Raw genomic sequence first — 17,669 nt, forward strand, 5'->3', positions numbered from 1 at the left:
CTAATGGTTAATCATCGCTTATTGAAGCCGAAATGCGGTAACACGGTGGCGATATCCCGCCAAAAATATTGCGCAGGACATCTTGGTAAACCGCTGGTTTAGATCATGTTTTGGCGCCAGCTCGAAACACGATCTGTTACCGTCCGCCTTAATACGTGAACACTGTGGCGAACACATCATTTCGAGGCGCAGTTGCGTGGAATGATGTCCGGATGAGAACCGGCTTGGCCCTGTGACTCAGGAAGCGAGCCGTTCGACGCGGCCGGTTTCCGGGTCGATGCCGTATTCCTTGAGCTTGCGGTAGAGCGTCGACCGGCCGATGCCGAGGCGGCGGGCGACTTCGCTCATCTGGCCGTTATAGTGATCGATGGCGAGCTTGATCATTTCGAGTTCGACGTCGGCCAGCGCACGCACATTGCCGCGCTCGTCGAGCGCCCGCAGCGTGCCGAAACGAGGCTTGGCTGGTGCATCGGCGTCGGCGGCTGCGATGCCGCCAGCGGCCGATATGTTGTCGCGCGGCTGGCTGCCCGAACCCACTCCGGAAGCTGGCCACCCTGGAGTTGGCCCCCCTGAAGCTGGCCACCCTGGAGCTGGCAAGGCGATACCCGAATCGAGATTGACCGTGCCCTCGACTTGCGCCCGGATCTGCGGGAATTCTTCTTCGGTCAGCATGTCGCCGTCGGCGAGCACCGAGGCCCGGAAGACGGCGTTTTCGAGCTGCCTTATGTTGCCCGGCCAGTCATAGGCCTGCAGCATGGCAAGCGCCGCAGCCGAGATGCCTCGCAGGCGGTGGCGCGGATCGGCGGGCGCCACCTTCTCCATGAAGTGCTCGACCAGATAGGGGATGTCGTCGCGACGGTCGCGCAATGGCGGCACGAAGATCGGATAGACGTTCAGCCGGTAGAACAGGTCCTCGCGGAACTTGCCGTCCTTGACCTGCTGCAGCAGGTTGCGATGGGTTGCCGAGATCAGCCTGATGTCGACCCTGACGGTCAAGCGGCCGCCAACCGGATCGACCTCGCCGTCCTGTACGGCGCGCAACAGCTTGACCTGCACGTCGAGCGGCAGGTCGCCGATCTCGTCAAGAAACAGCGTGCCGGTGTGCGCTTCGACGAACTTGCCGGTATGTTTTTCGGTGGCGCCGGTGAACGAGCCCTTCTCGTGCCCGAACAGGATCGATTCGACCAGATTGTCGGGGATGGCGCCGCAATTGACGGTGACGAAGGGTTTCGAGCGGCGGTCGCCGCTGCCCTGGATGGCGCGCGCCACCAGTTCCTTGCCGACGCCGGATTCACCTTCGATCAGGATCGGAATGTTGGACGCCGCCGCCTTGCTGCCGAGCCGGATCACCCGATCCATCGCCGGACTGTGGGTGATCATGTCCTTGAACGTCAGATGGCCGCCGCGCTGCCGTGACGAGCGCTTCACTTCGCCTTCGAGCGCTTCGACCTTGAGGGCGTTGCCGATCGACGCCTGCAGCCTGTCGGGAGAGGCCGGCTTGACGACGAAGTCGAAGGCGCCGTGACGCATTGCCGAAACGACGGTTTCGATGCCGCCCTGTGCGGTCTGCACGATGACGGGAATGTGGATGCCACGCTCGCGCATCGCCTTCAGCACGCCGATGCCATCGAGGCCCGGCATCATCAGGTCGAGGATGATCACCGACACGTCGCGCGCATTGGGTCCGTCGACGAGATGGAGACCGGCCTCGCCGCCATCGGCGACGATCGCGGTGTGGCCGAATTTCGTCACCGCCGCCTCGAGCAGCCTGCGCTGCACGGGATCGTCATCGACTATGAGTATGGAAGCTGCCATGACTGATCCGACCGTGCCCGCCCGAGAATGCGCCCTATGGATCATCTTGGCACAGGGTTCTAAATAAGCTTTCAAAAAACCCGGTGAATGAATTCCTTAGGATTTGACCGGCTTCTCGTTTCCTCGAATTTTTGTGTCTGGAAGGATCGGCAATGCGCATGGTTTTTGCTCGAAAGCTGGCGGCGGCGCCCGGTCAGGGCGTGGCGGAGCTTGGCGACCTGCCGGAATGGAATCTAGCCGATCTCTATTCGGGCATGGAGGCGCCCGAGTTGAAGCGCGACATCGCCAAGGCCGCCGCTGATGCCATCGCCTTCGAGAGCCGTTGGAAAGGCACGCTCGCCGCCGAGGCCGGGCGTGGCGGCGCCGGCAGGCTTGGCGAGGCGCTTCAGGTCTATGAAGTGCTGGAGGAGCTGATCGGCCGCATCGTCTCCTATGCCGGGCTTGTCTATGCCGGCAACACGTCGGATCCGCAGCGCGCCAAGCTCTATGGCGACATCCAGGAAAAGATGACCGATGCCAGCGCGCACCTGCTGTTTTTCGCGCTCGAGCTGAATCTCATCGACGATGGTGCGATCGAAACCGCACTCGCCGCCGATCCGGCCTTCGCCCATTACCGGCCCTGGGTGCTCGATCTGCGCAAGGACAAGCCCTTCCAGCTCGAAGACCGCATCGAGCAGCTCTTCCATGAAAAATCGATCACCGGGCGCGGGGCCTGGAACCGCCTGTTCGACGAGACGATGACCGATTTGCGTTTCGACGTCGACGGCGAGGAGTTGACGCTTGAGCCGGCGCTCAATCGCCTGCAGGACGCCGACGGCGAGGTGCGCCGCCGGGCGTCCGAGGCGCTGGCCACGACCTTCCGCAAGAATTTGCGCGTCTTTACGCTGGTCACCAACACGCTGGCCAAGGACAAGGAGATCTCCGACCGCTGGCGCGGCTTCGAGGACATTGCCGATTCCCGCCATCTCGCCAATCGCGTCGAACGCAGCGTGGTGGATGCGCTCGCCGCCGCGGTTCGCGACGCCTATCCACGCCTGTCGCATCGCTATTACGCGATGAAGGCGCGCTGGCTCGGCATGGAGGTGATGAACCACTGGGACCGCAATGCGCCATTGCCCGAGACCCCACAGGCGGTCATCGGCTGGGACGAGGCCAAGAACACCGTGCTTTCCGCCTACCAGCGCTTTTCGCCCGACATGGCGGAGATCGCCAGAACTTTCTTCGACCGCAACTGGATCGATGCACCGGTGAGACCCGGCAAGTCGCCTGGCGCCTTCGCCCATCCGACCGTGCCTTCGGCGCATCCCTATGTGCTGCTCAACTACATGGGCAAGCCGCGTGACGTGATGACGCTGGCGCACGAGCTCGGCCACGGCGTGCACCAGGTGCTGGCCGGCGGCCAGGGCGCCCTGATGGCATCGACGCCGCTGACGCTGGCCGAAACCGCATCGGTGTTTGGCGAAATGCTGACCTTCCGCTCGCTGCTCGAGCAGACCACCGACAAGCGCGAACGCAAGGCCATGCTCGCCCAGAAGGTCGAGGACATGATCAACACGGTCGTGCGCCAGATCGCCTTCTACGAGTTCGAGCGCAAGGTGCATGCCGAGCGCAGGAGCGGCGAACTGACCTCCGACAAGCTCGGCCAGTTCTGGTTGGAAGTGCAGGCGGAAAGCCTCGGGCCGGCGATCAAGCTGCGCGAAGGGTACGAGGTTTTCTGGACCTATATCCCGCACTTCATCCACTCGCCTTTCTACGTCTATGCCTACGCATTCGGCGATTGCCTGGTGAACTCGCTCTACGCGGTCTACCAGAACGCCGAGCGCGGCTTTCAGGAGAAATATTTTGCCATGCTGCGCGCCGGCGGCACCAAGCATCATTCCGAGCTTCTAGCGCCGTTCGGCCTCGACGCGGCCGACCCTGCCTTCTGGCAGATCGGGCTTGGCGTGATCAGCGGACTGATCGACGAGCTGGAAACACTGGACAAGTGATGCGCAACACTGGGCGATGCGCAACACCGGATGACCGGGTTTTCCAGAACAGTTTAGCAGCAACGCATATTGGCGATGGTCTATTCTTGTCTTGGTTATTTGTTCTTAAATAACTTTCCATGGAAGTTTTCCGTTAGATTCCCGTAAGCTGTATGATAGCGTCCGCCCTCAAGCTCAGCCGGGCACGAATGGATCCGGTCGGAAAATCCCGACCGGCCATGGCGTGTCGGCGGATGCGACAACGGTTGTTGGCCAGGGGCAAACCGGTCGCCGACAGCTCGATCGAAGCCGGCTGTTCTGCAAATTGCGGAACCACCATCGAATGGTCCTTCGCCGAGGTCATGGCTCTACAGGCCAGGGCGGACGGATCGGACTGGAGAGAGAAAGACAATGGGCACTTTTTTCTACATGCTCCTGGCGTTCCTGGTAGGTGTGTTGGTTGGCTGGTTCATTTGGGGACGCCTGCGTGGCGAACTCGACAGTTTGCGCGGCGATCTAGACCGCACGCGCAGCGAACGCGACAGATTGCGGGCCGATAGCGACCGTCTGACCGGTGAGTTGGATGCATGCGGCCGCGCCCGCGCCGATCTCGAACGCCGGCTGGGCGAGGCGAAAACCACCCAGGCGCCAACCGCGAAGGCGGCAACAGCTAAGGCGCCAGCCGCCAAGGCCGGTGCGACCAAGGCGGCGATGCAGGCGCCGTCAACGCTGATTTCGACATCCGCACCGGCCAAACCGGCGCCGAAGAAATCTGCAACGGCGAAGGCCGCAACCGCGCCACGCGCAAATGCCGCGAAAACGGCAACGCCGAAACCGCCTGCATCGAAAGCGAGCGCCGCGCCGACGACCGCGCCGGCGGCAAGCAAGGCTGCGCCATCTGCAAAGAAAGCCGCGACCGGCAAGGCAACAGCCACTGCCCCAGGCAACGCCAACGATCTGCGTCGCCTGATCGGCATCGGCCCGACCAACGAGCGGCTGCTCAAAGGGCTTGGGGTCACGACCTATGCCCAGATCGCCGCCTGGACGCCCGACGATGTCAAGCGGATCGAGGCGACGTTGAATTTCGACGGCCGCATCGAACGTGAACGCTGGATCGAGCAGGCGAAACTGCTTGCCGCCGGCGACGAAAAGGAATTTGCGCGCCGCTTCCCGACCGCGGGAGAAGCCAGCAACACCTGATCCATCGCAAGGCGGCATCTGGAACAAGGCGGCGCCCTCTGGCGCCGCTTTTGTTTTTGCCGCCGCGCCTTTGCGTCTTGGGACGCCGTTCCCTCGATTGCGCACGGTCGAGCCCCCATATAGATCGATCGCTGGTGACCGCAGCATCCGAGCCTTATGTCCCTGCCCCTGCCCTTTGCAATTTTCAGGAACGACGAGACCGCGCGGCAGCTCGTTTTCGACCGGCCGGCCGAGATAATCGCAGCGCATGGCGAGGCGGATTTTTTACCGGCGCTGGAAGCCGCGCAGGCTGCACATGACGGCGGCAAATGGCTGGCCGGTTATTTCTCCTACGAGGCCGGTTACCTGCTCGAACCCAAGCTCGTTCCGCTGCTGCCGGCCGGCCGCCGCGCCCCGCTTTTTTGCCTCGGCGTGTTCGATGCGCCGGTCGAGCAGACGGTCGCGCCAGGCGATCCGCCGGCCAGCAACGGCCCAATCTTCGACGCCAAGGCAGCCTGGTCTTCGGACGACTACGCCAAACGCTTTGCCAGGCTGCATGACCACATCCGCAAGGGCGACTGCTACCAGGGCAATCTGACCTTTCCGGTCCATGCGCAGTGGTCGGGCGACCCGCTGGTCGCCTTCAACGCGCTGACCGAACGCCAGCCGGTGAAGTATGGGGCGCTGGTCGCGCTCGGCGATCCGATCGTCTTGTCGCGTTCGCCCGAACTGTTCTTCGAGGTGGACGCGGAAGGCATGATCGAGACGCATCCGATGAAGGGCACCGCGCCGCGCGGCGCAACAAAAGCCGAGGACGATCGCCTGAAAGCGTTCTTGCGCAACGACGAGAAGAACCAGGCCGAGAACCGGATGATCGTCGATCTCCTGCGCAACGACATCTCACTGATCAGCGAGGTTGGCACGCTCGATGTGCCGGAGCTTTTCCGCATCGAGAGCTACCCGACCGTCCACCAGATGGTGAGCCGCGTGCGGGCGAAACTCTTGCCCGGCCTCGCCATCCATCAGATTTTCGCCGCGCTGTTCCCCTGCGGCTCGATTACCGGCGCACCGAAGATCCGCGCCATGGAGATCCTGCGCGAGCTGGAAAGTGGCCCGCGCGATGTCTATTGCGGCGCCATAGGCTGGATCGCGCCCGGCGGCCGGATGCGTTTTTCCGTGGCGATCCGCACCATCTCGCTCTTTGCCAATGGCGAGGCGGTCTACAATGTCGGCGGTGGCGTCGTCTTCGATTCGACAGCCGAAGAGGAGTACCAGGAGTGTCTGCTGAAAGCCCGTTTCGCGACAGGAACACTGCCGATTTCGAACTGATCGAAACAATGCGCTGGGAACCCGGATCGGGTTTCCTCCGTTTCGACCGCCATCTCGCGCGGCTTTACGGCTCGGCAAGCGAACTCGGTTTCGCCTGCGATCCGACAAGGGTCGGCGAAGCGCTGATGAATGCGGTCGGCCACCAACAGATCGCGTTGCGCACCCGCCTCGTCCTGTCGCGCAAGGGCGAAATGGCGGTGTCGGTGCAGCCCTACGAGCCGCTCGCCGCAGACAAGGTCTGGACCCTGCAGCTGGCGCGCGTGCGGCTTGATTCGAGCGATATGCTGCTGCGCCACAAGACCAGCCGCCGACAAACCTATACGCGCGCGCGCGCCGAATATCTCGCCGGGCGCGCCGACGAGGTGCTGCTCGCCAATGAGCGCGGCGAAATCTGCGAGGGCACGATCACTAATGTCTTTGCCGATTTCGGCGACGGCGTGCTGGCCACGCCGCGGCTCGATTGCGGCCTGCTGCCTGGCGTCCTGCGCGGCGAACTGCTGGATCAAGGCCGCGCCGGTGAAGCGGTCTACACGTGGAACGAACTGAAATCGGCCAAGGCGCTGTTCGTCGGCAACTCGCTGCGCGGATTGATCCCGGCGCGGCTGGGCTGAAGCATCTGGAGACAACAATGTTCGTGGTTTCGCTGAACTACAAGGTGCCGCTGACCGAGATCGACCGCCTGCAGCAAGCGCATGTCGAGTGGCTGAAGGCCTGCTATGCGCAAGGTATCTTTGTCGCCTCCGGGCCAAAGCGGCCAAGGACCGGCGGCATCATCATCGCGCGTGGTCCACGCGAAGTGCTCGAAGCCAGACTGGCGGACGATCCCTTCGCCAAGGCAGGTGCCGCCGATTACGAAATCACCGAATTCACGGCGAGAATGGCCGCCGCCGCACTGGAAGCCTACAAAGAGGCATGAGCTTCCGCCCGCCGACCCACACACCCTATGACGGCTCGTCGAAACTGTTCACCATCGGGCTGAAGCCGCTCAATCTCGATAGCTGGATCGAGGTCGACGAATATCTGCTGCCCTATCTTGCCGAGAAACGCCGGCTTTATGCGGAAATTCCCGGCAAGGTTTTTGTCGAGGAGCAAACAACGCGCGACGCTCAGCGCGAAGTGCTCGATCTGCTCGGTGCGCATCTGGCGGCGAACTTTCCTGAGACCCACAGGCGTACCGACAATGCGATCGAGGTGATCGGCGGCATCGACAATCTCGAGGGCTCAGGCACCTCAGCTTCTTTCAGCGATGCGCCGCTTGTCGCGGCCTCGTTGCTCGTCCAGGAGGATTTGATCCTGATGCGTCGCGACGAGAGCGGCTGGCGTCTGGCGGCCGGCTCGCTCTGCTTCCCGTCGTCATGGTCGCTGATCGAAAAATTCGGCAAGCCGCTGCAGCAGATCCACGCGCCGGTACCGGGTTTCGGCCCGGGCACACGCCCGGCCGATCTCATCAACCGCATGTTCGACGGCCTCCAGGGCCAAGCCGTCGAGCGCTACAACTGGTCGATCCAGGCGGGCGACGCACTCTACCACCCGCTCTCCAACCTCGAACGCGTCGACCGCGCCAGCAATCGCCCGTCGAGATTCCCGGATGGCGACATCGACGCCCATGCCTTTATCCGCGTCGAGCGGCAGACGCTGAGAAAGCTCCCCGTTTCGGGCGACGTACTCTTCACCATCCGCATCCATCTCGACCCGCTCGCCGTGCTGGAACGCCACCCCGACCGCGCGGCGCTCGCGGCGTCCTTGGCCGAACAACTTCTGGCGCTGGACGAGGCACAACTCGACTACAAGGGGATGACCGCCGACCGTGACCGGCTGGTGGAAACACTGAAAATGATCGCTGGGGGGAACAATGATCCAGCATCTTAGCAGGCCGGTCACGTTCATGGCCGCGATCCTGGTGCTGTCGACAGCAGCCGAGGCGGAGCCGGTGACTTATGCCGGCAAGCTTGGAAAGGCCGATATCGTCGTCGAATTCACCGGCGACCCCGCGGCGCCCGGCGGCCCGCTGGCCGGCCGCTATTTCTACCGCTCGAAGGGCGTTGACATCCCGCTGCAGGCCCGGTCTCAAAGGGGCAGCAAGTTCGAACTGGCCGAGGAGGAGGCATGCGGCGCCGACAATTGCGATGACGGAAAGGCCGCGCCGATTGCCGCTGTGTGGCGCCTGGCCTCATCCAGTAACGGCAAGACCCTTGAAGGCAGCTGGAACGGAAAGAAGGCGCTGCCGCTCAGATTGGAACGGGTCGCAAGTCGGCAAGTGACCGGGAACGAGCCCGGCACCCCGCTCGATCTCTACGATTTCAGCTTCATGAAGTTCTTCGCCAATGACACGCCGCTCACTATGGAAACGTCCCCTTATGACTATCTGCGGATGGACACTCAGCTCGATAACGGCAAGACGACTGGTTGGCCGGACGCAACCTACCGCTATGTCGTCGACCCCCGCACCAGGTTTGCCACGCCGCGCATTGTCGAACTGTCCGGCGACGTTCCGATCGAGGCCGCGAATGCTCTGCTGCAAGAGAGGCACTGGCGCGCAAACATCGGCGCACTGGGCTGCGTGGCGGCGCAATATGCCGGTTTCAACGACGGCGGGCCAATTGACGGTATGAACGGCGGCACGCTCGGCGGCTATGAGGACAGCACATTCGAAGTGACGTCGCTGACTCCGCGGCTGATGAGCTGGCGGGAGTCCGGCAGCATCTTCTGCGGCGGAGCGCATCCGACCAACTATTCGGACGCCTACATCATGGATGTGCGGCGCGGCGTCCTGCTTGGCCTTCAGGACATTTTCTCGGATACGGTGGATGGCAAGCCCGGTCCTTCCCTGGCCTCCTTCGTCAAGCAGCGGCGCAAGAAACCGATCGATCAGACCGATATCGATCACGAAGCCGAATGCGGCATTGACGATCTCATCGGCGAATATCTAGCGGTCAGCCTCTGGCGTGAGGGCGACAAGCAGGTTCTGGTTTTCGGGCTCCAGACCCTGCCGCATGCCATCCAGGCCTGCGCCGACGATCTGCTGGAACTGCCGGTCTCCGAGGCACGTGACCTCTTCAAGCCTGCATTCGCAAGACTGGTCGAGCCGTAGCCGGGATGGCGCGGCGTGAGGCCGGCCGTCCGCTTTTCGCTTTATTGTGACAATGATCTATGGTTTGTCGCGCCGCGGCCAAGCCGCTGTTCCGAAGCGTTTTTTGAGGGAGTAATCGATAAATGGCGAATGAAAACTGGCCCGTTTACGGTGAGATCACCGGCCCTGTAGTGATGATCGGCTTCGGCTCGATCGGACGGGGAACGCTGCCGCTGATCGAGCGCCATTTCAAATTCGACAAGTCGCGCATGACGGTCATCGACCCGCGCGACACCGACCGTAAATTGCTCGACGAGCGCGGCATCACTTTCATGCAGGATGCGGTGACCAAAAACAACTACAAGAAGCTGCTGACACCACTTTTGACCAATGGCGGCGGCCAGGGCTTTTGCGTCAACCTTTCGGTCGACACTTCCTCGCTTGAGCTGATGAAGCTCTGCCGCAAGCTTGGCGTCCTCTATATCGACACGGTGGTCGAACCCTGGCTCGGCTTTTATTTCGACGAGAAGGCCGACAACGCCTCACGCACCAACTATGCGCTGCGCGAGACCGTGCGTACTGAAATCGCGAAGAACCCGGGCGGCACCACGGCGATCTCGTGCTGCGGCGCCAATCCCGGCATGGTCTCGTGGTTCGTCAAGCAGGCACTGGTCAACCTCGCCACAGATCTTGGCCTCGACTTCTCGGAACCCGCGCAGCACGATCGCGAAGGCTGGGCCAGGCTGATGAAGAAGGCCGGCGTCAAGGGCATCCATATCGCCGAGCGCGACACCCAGCGCACCAAGAAGCCCAAGCCGATGAACGTGTTCTGGAACACCTGGTCGGTCGAAGGCTTCATTTCGGAAGGGCTGCAGCCGGCCGAGCTCGGCTGGGGCACGCATGAGGCGTGGATGCCGAAGAACGCCAAAAGCCACAAGAACGGTTCGAAGGCCGCGATTTATCTGGAGCAGCCCGGCGCCAATACACGCGTGCGCACATGGTGTCCGACGCCCGGCCCGCAATACGGTTTCCTGGTGACACACAACGAAGCGATCTCGATCGCCGATTTTTTCACCTTGCGCGGCAAGAAGGGCAAGGTGCAATACCGGCCGACCTGCCATTACGCCTATCATCCCTGCAACGACGCAGTGCTGTCGCTGCACGAGATGTTCGGTGTCGCCGGCAAGGCTCAGCCCGTGCATCACGTGCTCGACGAAAATGAACTGGTCGATGGCGTCGACGAACTCGGCGTGCTGCTCTACGGCCACGCCAAGAACGCCTACTGGTACGGCTCGCAGCTGTCGCTGGCCGAGGCGCGCAAGCTGGCGCCCTATCAGAATGCTACGGGCATGCAGGTCACGTCGGCGGTGCTGGCCGGCATGGTCTGGGCGCTGGAAAATCCCGAGGCCGGCATCGTCGAGGCCGACGAGATGGATTACAAGCGCTGCCTCGACGTGCAGGGCCCCTATCTCGGGCCGGTCAGGAGCTATTATACCGACTGGACACCGCTCGACAATCGGCCTGGTCTGTTTCCCGAGGATCTCGATACCAAAGACCCGTGGCAATTCCGCAACATCCTCGTTCGATAGCAGCGTTGCCTCGACACTCGGCCAGCTTGCAATCGCCCGGAAATCGGGCGATTGAAGAGGGGCGGCCTAGAGCCACGTGCGTCCATTTGGACGCACAAAGTACGCTCTAGCACTTTGAATGTGCGCATCGTGCTTTCCGAAAATCGGATCGATTTTCGGGCCGATGCGAGAGGAGAGGATCTTGAAGATGACGATTGCGCAAAGACTGCTTTCGGCTGGCATTGCCGCGGCCGCTACGGTCGCGTTGGCGGCCTGCACGACAACCGGCCCAGGCGAGCCGCCGGTGATCACGGCCAAGGGGGTTGAAGGCTCCTGGATCGACGCGCAGGGCACGGGCTTGTCCACCTTCAAGGGCGGCAGCTTCGCGACCGTCGCAACCGACACCGGCCAGAAGCTTGCCGATGGCAGCTACACCATGACCGGCGGCACCTCGGTCGAGATTCATGGCACTTCGCTGATCCGCCAGACGCCGATCAGCTTCAACTGCCTGATGGTCTCCACCAGCCAGCTCAATTGCACCAGCGCGAGCGGGCAGAATTTTGTGCTGACCAGGCGCACCTGAAATCCGATTCCGAATTTACTTTGCACAAGGGCGGCGGCTTCAAGCCGCCGTCTTCTTGCGCCGGCAAAGCTGATGCCGATTTCCGCTTGCATCGACTGAAACGCGATGTGAACATAGCCCAAGAGGGCTGTTACATCCCAGTCAAACAAGAGCGTTAAACGCCTCTGGTCAAGTTATCCGGGAGACGAGAATGAAGAAGATTGCTGCCATCGCCGCGCTGTCGGCATCGGCGCTTGGCCTGTCGGCAGGGGTATCCTTTGCCGACTACACGCTCAACATCCTGCACATCAACGACTGGCACAGCCGCATCGAGAGCAACAACAAGTACGAATCGACCTGCTCGGCCGAGGAGGAGACCAAGGGCGAATGCGTCGGCGGTGCCGCCCGCCTGGTCACCGCGATTGCGCAGGAGCGCAAGAAGCTGGAGGGCCAGAACGTGCTGCTGCTCAGCGCCGGCGACAATTTCCAGGGCTCGCTCTTCTACACGACCTACAAAGGCAAGACCGAAGGCGAATTCCTCAACCAGATGAAATTCGATGCCGAGGCTCTCGGCAACCATGAGTTCGACGATGGCGAGTCGGCGCTGGCGCCGTTTCTCGACATGATCCAGTTTCCGGTGCTCGGCGCCAATGTGAAGGCCAATGCGCAATCCAAGCTCGGCGACCGCGTCAAGCCGTCGATCGTGGTCGAGGTCGGCGGCCAGAAGATCGGGATCGTCGGAGCGGTCACCAACGACACGCCGGAGCTTGCCACCCCTGGCCCGAACATTGCCATTGAAGATGACGTCAAGTCGATCACCGCTGAGGTCGAGAAACTGAAGCGAGAGGGCGTCAACAAGATCATCGCGGTCACCCATATCGGCTACAAGCGCGAGCGCGACGTGATCGCCAAGATCCCGGGCATCGACGTGGTGGTCGGCGGCCACAGCCATTCGCTGCTGTCCAACACCGACCCCAAGGCGGAAGGCCCGTATCCGACGATGGTCGACAATCCGGACGGTTACAAAGTGCCGGTCGTGCAGGCGGCGTCCTATTCGAAATATCTCGGCGAGTTCAAGGTCGTGTTCGACGACAACGGCGTCGTCAAGGAGGCAAGCGGGGATCCCATCCATCTCGACAAATCGATCACGCCCGACCCCGCCGTGCTTGCCCGCATCAAGGAACTCGGCGCGCCGATCGAGGCCTTGAAGAACAAGGAAGTCGCCGAGACCACCAAGGCGATCGACGGCAGTCGCGAAAACTGCCGCGCCCGCGAATGCGAGATGGGCAATCTGGTCTCCGACGCCGTCCTCGACCGGGTCAAGGGCCAAGGTGTCGAGATCGTCATCTCGAATGGCGGCGGCTTGCGCGCCTCCATCGACCAGGGCACCGTCACCATGGGCGAGGTTCTCACCGTCCTGCCGTTTCAGAACACGCTGGCGACCTTCCAGATCTCCGGCAAGGATTTGGTTGCCGGCCTCGAAAGCGGCCTCAGCCAGGTCGAGGACGGCGCCGGGCGCTTCCCGCAGGTTGCCGGCCTGAAATATGCGTTCGACAAATCGGCGCCGCCTAACGGACGCGTCAAATCGGTCGAGGTCATGGAAGGCGGCGCCTGGACGCCGATTAAGCCGGACAAGGATTACCTGGTCGCCACCAACAACTATGTCCGCCAGGGCGGCGACGGCTACAAGGTGTTCGCCGAGAAGGCCAAGAACGCCTATGATTACGGCCCGGGGCTGGAACAGGTCGTCGCCGACTACCTAGGCGCGCACCGGCCCTATACGCCGAAGCTCGACGGCCGCATCACCGAGATCGCCGCGACCGTGGCCCCGGCCGCAGAACCTGCCAACCCTGCCGAACCGCCAAAACCTGCTGAGGCTGCGCCGGCAAAGCCAGTTGAGCCGGCAATGCCCGAAATGCCGGCCGGCTCCGGCGACATTTCCAAGACGCCGCCGGCCGTCCCGGCTGAAACAGCGCCGGCACCCGCACCCGCCGAGCCGGCCCAGCCGGCGGCACCTGCGGCTCCGGCCACACCGGCTCCGGTGACCCCTGCTCCGGCTGAGCCGGCACCGGCCGAAAGCAGCCATGTAATCGTCGCCGGCGATACCTATTGGGATCTCGCGGTGAAGGCTTATGGCGACGGCACCAAATGGAAAATAATCTCCGATGCCAACAATGCCTACGAGCCACGCCGCCTTCCGGTCGGCGCAACCTTGACGATCCCGGCGGCCTCGAAGTAATCCGGCCGCAGGAACGCAATGCACCCGCCCGGCAGACCGGGCGGGTGTTGCATTTCTGGGATAAGGTGCGGCCAGACGCAGCATTTGAAAACCGGCGCGGCATCGCTACTTTCGCCGCGGCACCGTTGGTTCGCGGTGTTGGAGAACCTCATGACGCTTGCCAACCCTGCTGAAATCAAAGCCGAGCAGACTGCCGCCTCGCCGTCGGCAGGGCGCCCTCTGGTCAGGACCGGCAAGGTCGGTGTCATGCTGATCAATCTCGGCACCCCGGACGGCACCGGGTTCAAGCCGATGTGGCGCTACCTCCGGGAGTTCCTGTCCGATCCGCGCGTCATCGAGCTCAACAAGGCGATCTGGTATCCGATCCTCTACGGCGTGGTCCTCACCACCCGGCCGAAGAAATCAGGGGCCAACTATGCCAGGATATGGAACCGGGAGCGCAACGAGTCGCCGCTGCGAACCTACACCCGCGCCCAGGCCGAGAAGCTCGGGCTCGCGCTCGGCGAGCTACCCAATGTCGTCGTCGACTGGGCGATGCGCTACGGCAACCCTTCGACCGAGAGCGTGGCCGAGAGACTGGTCGAGCAAGGCTGCGACCGCATCCTGTCTTTCCCGCTCTATCCGCAATATTCGGCGACGACGACTGCGACTGCCAACGACCAGCTGTTTCGCGCGCTGATGAAGATGCGCCGCGCCCCGGCCATTCGCAGCGTGCCACCCTATTACAACGAGCCGGCCTATATCGAGGCGCTCGCCCGTTCGATTGAAAAGCATCTGGCTAGCCTCGACTTCGAACCGGAAATTGTCATCGCTTCCTATCACGGCATTCCGAAACCCTATTCCGACAAGGGCGACCCCTACCAGGCCCATTGCCTCGAGACGACCCGACTGCTGCGCGAAAAGCTCGGCTGGGATGAAAACAAGCTGATTACCACCTTCCAGTCGCGCTTCGGCGCGCAGGAGTGGCTGCAGCCCTACACCGACAAGACGGTCGAAAGACTAGGGCGCGAAGGCGTGAAATCGGTCGCCATCGTCAATCCAGGATTTTCCGTCGACTGCATCGAGACGCTGGACGAGATCGGCAGGGAAGCGTCCGAGACCTTCCATCATGCCGGCGGCGAAAAGTTCGCACACATCCCTTGCCTCAACGACAGCGCCGAGGGCATGGCGGTAATCGAGGCGATGGTGCGGCGCGAGCTGTCCGGCTGGGCCTGAACAGATCACCCGTCTATGCACCCGCAATCCGTGATCACCTGATTGTAACATTGCTGAAACACACTTAAGTGTTTGATGGGAATCGGTCGCGTGGAATATCCAACATGGCCGGCCTTTGAGGGGAGAGCCAAATGGGTTTCAGTGGTTTTGATATCGCGCTTCTTGTTCTTGTCGCCCTTGTCGTGCTGGTGCTTATCAAGGGCATCCGAACAATTCCGCAAGGCTATAATTATACCGTCGAACGTTTTGGCCGTTACACCAAGACATTGAACCCAGGCCTCAACCTGATCGTGCCTTTCGTCGACCGTGTCGGCGCCAAGATGAACATGATGGAGCAGGTGCTCGACGTTCCGACGCAGGAGATCATCACCCGCGACAATGCCACCGTTGCCGTCGATGGCATCGCCTTCTATCAGGTGCTCAACGCGGCGCAGGCCGCCTACCAGGTCTCCGGCCTGCAGAATGCGATTCTCAATCTCACGATGACCAACATCCGCACCGTGATGGGCTCGATGGACCTCGACGAACTTTTGTCGAACCGCGACGCCATCAACGAGCGCCTGCTGCGCGTCGTTGACGAGGCGGCGCATCCCTGGGGCATCAAGATCACTCGTGTCGAGATCAAGGACATCAACCCGCCGGCCAATCTCGTCGAATCGATGGGCCGACAGATGATGGCCGAGCGCAATAAGCGCGCGCAGATCCTCGCCGCCGAAGGCCTCAAGCAATCGCAGATCCTGGAGGCCGAAGGGCGCAAGGAAGCCGCCTTCCGCGATGCCGAGGCGCGCGAGCGCTCGGCCGAGGCTGAAGCACGCGCCACGCAGGTGGTGTCGGAGGCGATTTCCAAAGGCGACGTGCAGGCGCTCAACTACTTCGTCGCGCTGAAATACACCGAAGCGCTGACCAGGATCGGCTCAGCGACAAACAGCAAGCTCGTGCTGATGCCGATGGAGGCCTCATCGCTGATCGGCACGCTCGGCGGTATTGGCGAAATCGCCAAGGAAGTTTTCCGAAGCGAAGGCACCGCCGGTGCCGCACGACAGGCCGCCCGCCCGCCGGTCGTTCGTCCGAGCGAAACCTGAGGCCACAGCCATGCTCGACCGCATTGTTTCCGAACTCGGCCCGTGGAGCTGGATGGTCCTCGGCTTCGTCCTGCTGGTAATGGAGGTCATCGCGCCGGGCATTTTCATGCTGTGGATCGGCATTGCCGCGCTGTTGATCGGCGTCGTCTCACTGCTCATCTGGGATGCCGGTTTCTGGACCTGGCAAGTCCAGGTCCTCGCCTTCCTCGCTCTGTCGCTGGTCTCGGCCTATGTCGGCAAGCGGCTGGTGGGCGGGCGCCATGATGAAACCGACCAGCCCCTGCTCAACCGTCGCGGCGCACAGATGGTCGGCCGGACGGCGACCCTTGCCGAGCCGATCAAGGACGGGCGCGGCCGCATAAAGCTGGGCGACACGTTGTGGCGCGTCTCCGGCCCTGACCTGCCGGCCGGCACGCAAGTGCGCGTGACGGGCGCCGCTGATACCGACCTGGAACTGACGGTCGAGGCGGTCTAGAAGCCCGCTAGGCAGCACCGATGCGCAGCAGGTCGTGCAGATGGACGAGCCCGATCGGCCGCCTGCCTTCGACCACCATCAGGCTGGTGATAGCCGAGTCGTTGATTGTCTGCAGCGCCGTCGCAACAAGCGTGTCGGGCGAAGCCATTTTCGGCTCTCTGGTCATCACCTGATCGACGCTCATTGCCAGGAGATCGCTGCCGATATGGCGCCTGATGTCGCCATCGGTGATGATGCCGATCAGCTTGCCGTCCGCGGCAGTCACGGCCACGCAGCCAAACCCCTTGCGCGACAATTCGAGGATTGCCTCGCGCATGCCGGTACCTGACGACACCAGCGGCAGCCTGTCGCCGACATGCATGATCTCGCGGATCTGCGTCAGGTTGGCTCCGAGCTGGCCGCCGGGATGGAACGTGCGGAAATGGTCCGGGGTGAAGCCGCGTGCCTCGAGCAGCGCGATGGCCAGCGCATCGCCCATCACCATTTGCAATAGTGTCGAGGTCGTCGGCGCAAGCCCGTGCGGGCAGGCTTCCGGTGCTCGCGGCAGCAGAAGCACAACGTCGGCCGCGCGCGCCAGAGCCGATTTTTCACCCGCGGTGACCGCGACCAGCGGGATCGAGAAGCGCCTCGAATAGGCGATGATGCCCTTGAGCTCAAGGCTTTCGCCCGACCACGAAAGCGCGATTATGGCGTCGTTTCTGGCGATCATGCCAAGGTCGCCGTGATTGGCTTCGGCAGGGTGGACGAAAAAGGCCGGCGTGCCGGTCGAGGCGAGCGTTGCGGCGATCTTCGAGCCGATATGGCCGCTTTTGCCAACCCCGGTGACGATGACGCGGCCATCGATCTGCGACACCATGCCGACGGCTCGTGCGAACGGCTCGGCCAGCCCGTTTTCGAGAGCGTCTGCCAGTGCCGCGACGCCGGCCTGCTCCGTCGCCACGGTTCTCAGCGCCGAGGCAATCGCGGCCTGCCCGTCATGCCGCTTCCTGTCTGGGGATTTCACGTTCATGGACGATGCGATTAGCGCTTCGGCGCGCGCCTGTCCAACGGAATTGCCGTGCCGAACCTCCTGATGGGCCATGCCTCAACGCTCCGTTAACCATCCCCATTTACGGTTTCGTAAGTATGGCGCGCGTGCGCCGCGCAAGCAGTGGTGCCGATGTCCGGG

General features: G+C 62.6%; 15 protein-coding genes. 13 read left to right on the forward strand and 2 right to left on the reverse strand.

Going from position 1 to position 17,669, the window contains the following annotated elements:
- Nucleotides 1-237: 237 nt before the first annotated feature.
- Nucleotides 238-1,815, reverse strand: a complete 1,578-nt coding sequence (locus NKH33_RS03695; RefSeq protein WP_352918238.1) for a sigma-54-dependent transcriptional regulator — start codon at nucleotides 1,813-1,815, stop codon at nucleotides 238-240.
- Nucleotides 1,816-1,967: 152 nt separating this feature from the next.
- Between NKH33_RS03695 and NKH33_RS03700 the strand changes: the two genes are divergently transcribed.
- The 13 genes from NKH33_RS03700 (at nucleotide 1,968) to NKH33_RS03760 (ending at nucleotide 16,501) form a co-directional block, all read left to right on the forward strand.
- Complete coding sequence (locus tag NKH33_RS03700; RefSeq protein WP_352612878.1) at nucleotides 1,968-3,803, forward strand: M3 family oligoendopeptidase; 1,836 nt, start codon at nucleotides 1,968-1,970, stop codon at nucleotides 3,801-3,803.
- A 390-nt stretch (nucleotides 3,804-4,193) separates the two neighbouring features.
- Entirely contained in the window at nucleotides 4,194-4,982 is a 789-nt protein-coding gene (locus NKH33_RS03705; RefSeq protein ID WP_352818135.1) for a helix-hairpin-helix domain-containing protein, read from the forward strand.
- Between the two features lie 156 nt (nucleotides 4,983-5,138).
- On the forward strand, nucleotides 5,139-6,290 hold the full coding sequence (locus tag NKH33_RS03710) for an aminodeoxychorismate synthase component I (protein WP_352539351.1): 1,152 nt from the start codon (nucleotides 5,139-5,141) through the stop codon (nucleotides 6,288-6,290).
- Nucleotides 6,239-6,901, forward strand: a complete 663-nt coding sequence (locus NKH33_RS03715) for an aminotransferase class IV family protein (protein ID WP_352539352.1) — start codon at nucleotides 6,239-6,241, stop codon at nucleotides 6,899-6,901. The genes NKH33_RS03710 and NKH33_RS03715 overlap by 52 nt, the downstream gene beginning before the upstream one ends.
- A gap of 17 nt (nucleotides 6,902-6,918) precedes the next feature.
- A complete protein-coding gene (locus NKH33_RS03720; RefSeq protein ID WP_352469536.1) occupies nucleotides 6,919-7,206 on the forward strand; it encodes a YciI family protein in 288 nt (95 codons plus the stop codon).
- Nucleotides 7,203-8,159, forward strand: a complete 957-nt coding sequence (locus tag NKH33_RS03725) for a heme-dependent oxidative N-demethylase family protein (protein ID WP_352539353.1) — start codon at nucleotides 7,203-7,205, stop codon at nucleotides 8,157-8,159. Before NKH33_RS03720 ends, NKH33_RS03725 begins: the two co-directional genes overlap by 4 nt.
- Complete coding sequence (locus NKH33_RS03730) at nucleotides 8,143-9,381, forward strand: hypothetical protein (RefSeq protein ID WP_352818139.1); 1,239 nt, start codon at nucleotides 8,143-8,145, stop codon at nucleotides 9,379-9,381. The genes NKH33_RS03725 and NKH33_RS03730 overlap by 17 nt, the downstream gene beginning before the upstream one ends.
- Before the next feature lie 122 nt (nucleotides 9,382-9,503).
- Nucleotides 9,504-10,949, forward strand: a complete 1,446-nt coding sequence (locus NKH33_RS03735) for a homospermidine synthase (RefSeq protein WP_352742062.1) — start codon at nucleotides 9,504-9,506, stop codon at nucleotides 10,947-10,949.
- 187 nt (nucleotides 10,950-11,136) lie between these two features.
- Entirely contained in the window at nucleotides 11,137-11,511 is a 375-nt protein-coding gene (gene omp10, locus NKH33_RS03740) for an outer membrane lipoprotein Omp10 (RefSeq protein WP_023720183.1), read from the forward strand.
- 190 nt (nucleotides 11,512-11,701) lie between these two features.
- Nucleotides 11,702-13,729, forward strand: a complete 2,028-nt coding sequence (locus tag NKH33_RS03745) for a 5'-nucleotidase C-terminal domain-containing protein (protein ID WP_352767132.1) — start codon at nucleotides 11,702-11,704, stop codon at nucleotides 13,727-13,729.
- Nucleotides 13,730-13,879: 150 nt separating this feature from the next.
- A complete protein-coding gene (gene hemH, locus NKH33_RS03750) occupies nucleotides 13,880-14,944 on the forward strand; it encodes a ferrochelatase (RefSeq protein WP_352767130.1) in 1,065 nt (354 codons plus the stop codon).
- A gap of 131 nt (nucleotides 14,945-15,075) precedes the next feature.
- On the forward strand, nucleotides 15,076-16,026 hold the full coding sequence (locus NKH33_RS03755) for an SPFH domain-containing protein (protein ID WP_352539357.1): 951 nt from the start codon (nucleotides 15,076-15,078) through the stop codon (nucleotides 16,024-16,026).
- Nucleotides 16,027-16,036: 10 nt separating this feature from the next.
- Nucleotides 16,037-16,501 carry an NfeD family protein gene (locus NKH33_RS03760; RefSeq protein ID WP_352454064.1) on the forward strand — a complete coding sequence of 155 codons (465 nt, stop codon included), beginning with the start codon at nucleotides 16,037-16,039 and terminating at the stop codon, nucleotides 16,499-16,501.
- A gap of 7 nt (nucleotides 16,502-16,508) precedes the next feature.
- On the opposite strand, the gene NKH33_RS03765 is transcribed toward NKH33_RS03760, so the two are convergent.
- Nucleotides 16,509-17,510 carry a KpsF/GutQ family sugar-phosphate isomerase gene (locus NKH33_RS03765; protein WP_352777220.1) on the reverse strand — a complete coding sequence of 334 codons (1,002 nt, stop codon included), beginning with the start codon at nucleotides 17,508-17,510 and terminating at the stop codon, nucleotides 16,509-16,511.
- Between the last annotated feature and the right edge of the window lie 159 nt (nucleotides 17,511-17,669).

Source organism: Mesorhizobium sp. M1182 (genome assembly GCF_040318335.1).
Classification (GTDB): Bacteria; Pseudomonadota; Alphaproteobacteria; order Rhizobiales; family Rhizobiaceae; genus Mesorhizobium.

Excerpts from the sequence above, each read along its gene's own strand:
- NKH33_RS03735 (WP_352742062.1), top strand. The coding sequence starts at position 9,504 with ATGGCGAATGAAAACTGGCCCGTTTACGGTGAGATCACCGGCCCTGTA.
- NKH33_RS03710 (WP_352539351.1), top strand. The coding sequence starts at position 5,139 with ATGTCCCTGCCCCTGCCCTTTGCAATTTTCAGGAACGACGAGACCGCG.
- NKH33_RS03700 (WP_352612878.1), top strand. The coding sequence starts at position 1,968 with ATGCGCATGGTTTTTGCTCGAAAGCTGGCGGCGGCGCCCGGTCAGGGC.
- NKH33_RS03705 (WP_352818135.1), top strand. The coding sequence starts at position 4,194 with ATGGGCACTTTTTTCTACATGCTCCTGGCGTTCCTGGTAGGTGTGTTG.
- NKH33_RS03760 (WP_352454064.1), top strand. The coding sequence starts at position 16,037 with ATGCTCGACCGCATTGTTTCCGAACTCGGCCCGTGGAGCTGGATGGTC.
- NKH33_RS03745 (WP_352767132.1), top strand. The coding sequence starts at position 11,702 with ATGAAGAAGATTGCTGCCATCGCCGCGCTGTCGGCATCGGCGCTTGGC.
- NKH33_RS03730 (WP_352818139.1), top strand. The coding sequence starts at position 8,143 with ATGATCCAGCATCTTAGCAGGCCGGTCACGTTCATGGCCGCGATCCTG.
- NKH33_RS03765 (WP_352777220.1), bottom strand. The coding sequence starts at position 17,510 with ATGAACGTGAAATCCCCAGACAGGAAGCGGCATGACGGGCAGGCCGCG.
- omp10 (WP_023720183.1), top strand. The coding sequence starts at position 11,137 with ATGACGATTGCGCAAAGACTGCTTTCGGCTGGCATTGCCGCGGCCGCT.
- hemH (WP_352767130.1), top strand. The coding sequence starts at position 13,880 with ATGACGCTTGCCAACCCTGCTGAAATCAAAGCCGAGCAGACTGCCGCC.
- NKH33_RS03755 (WP_352539357.1), top strand. The coding sequence starts at position 15,076 with ATGGGTTTCAGTGGTTTTGATATCGCGCTTCTTGTTCTTGTCGCCCTT.
- NKH33_RS03720 (WP_352469536.1), top strand. The coding sequence starts at position 6,919 with ATGTTCGTGGTTTCGCTGAACTACAAGGTGCCGCTGACCGAGATCGAC.
- NKH33_RS03725 (WP_352539353.1), top strand. The coding sequence starts at position 7,203 with ATGAGCTTCCGCCCGCCGACCCACACACCCTATGACGGCTCGTCGAAA.
- NKH33_RS03695 (WP_352918238.1), bottom strand. The coding sequence starts at position 1,815 with ATGGCAGCTTCCATACTCATAGTCGATGACGATCCCGTGCAGCGCAGG.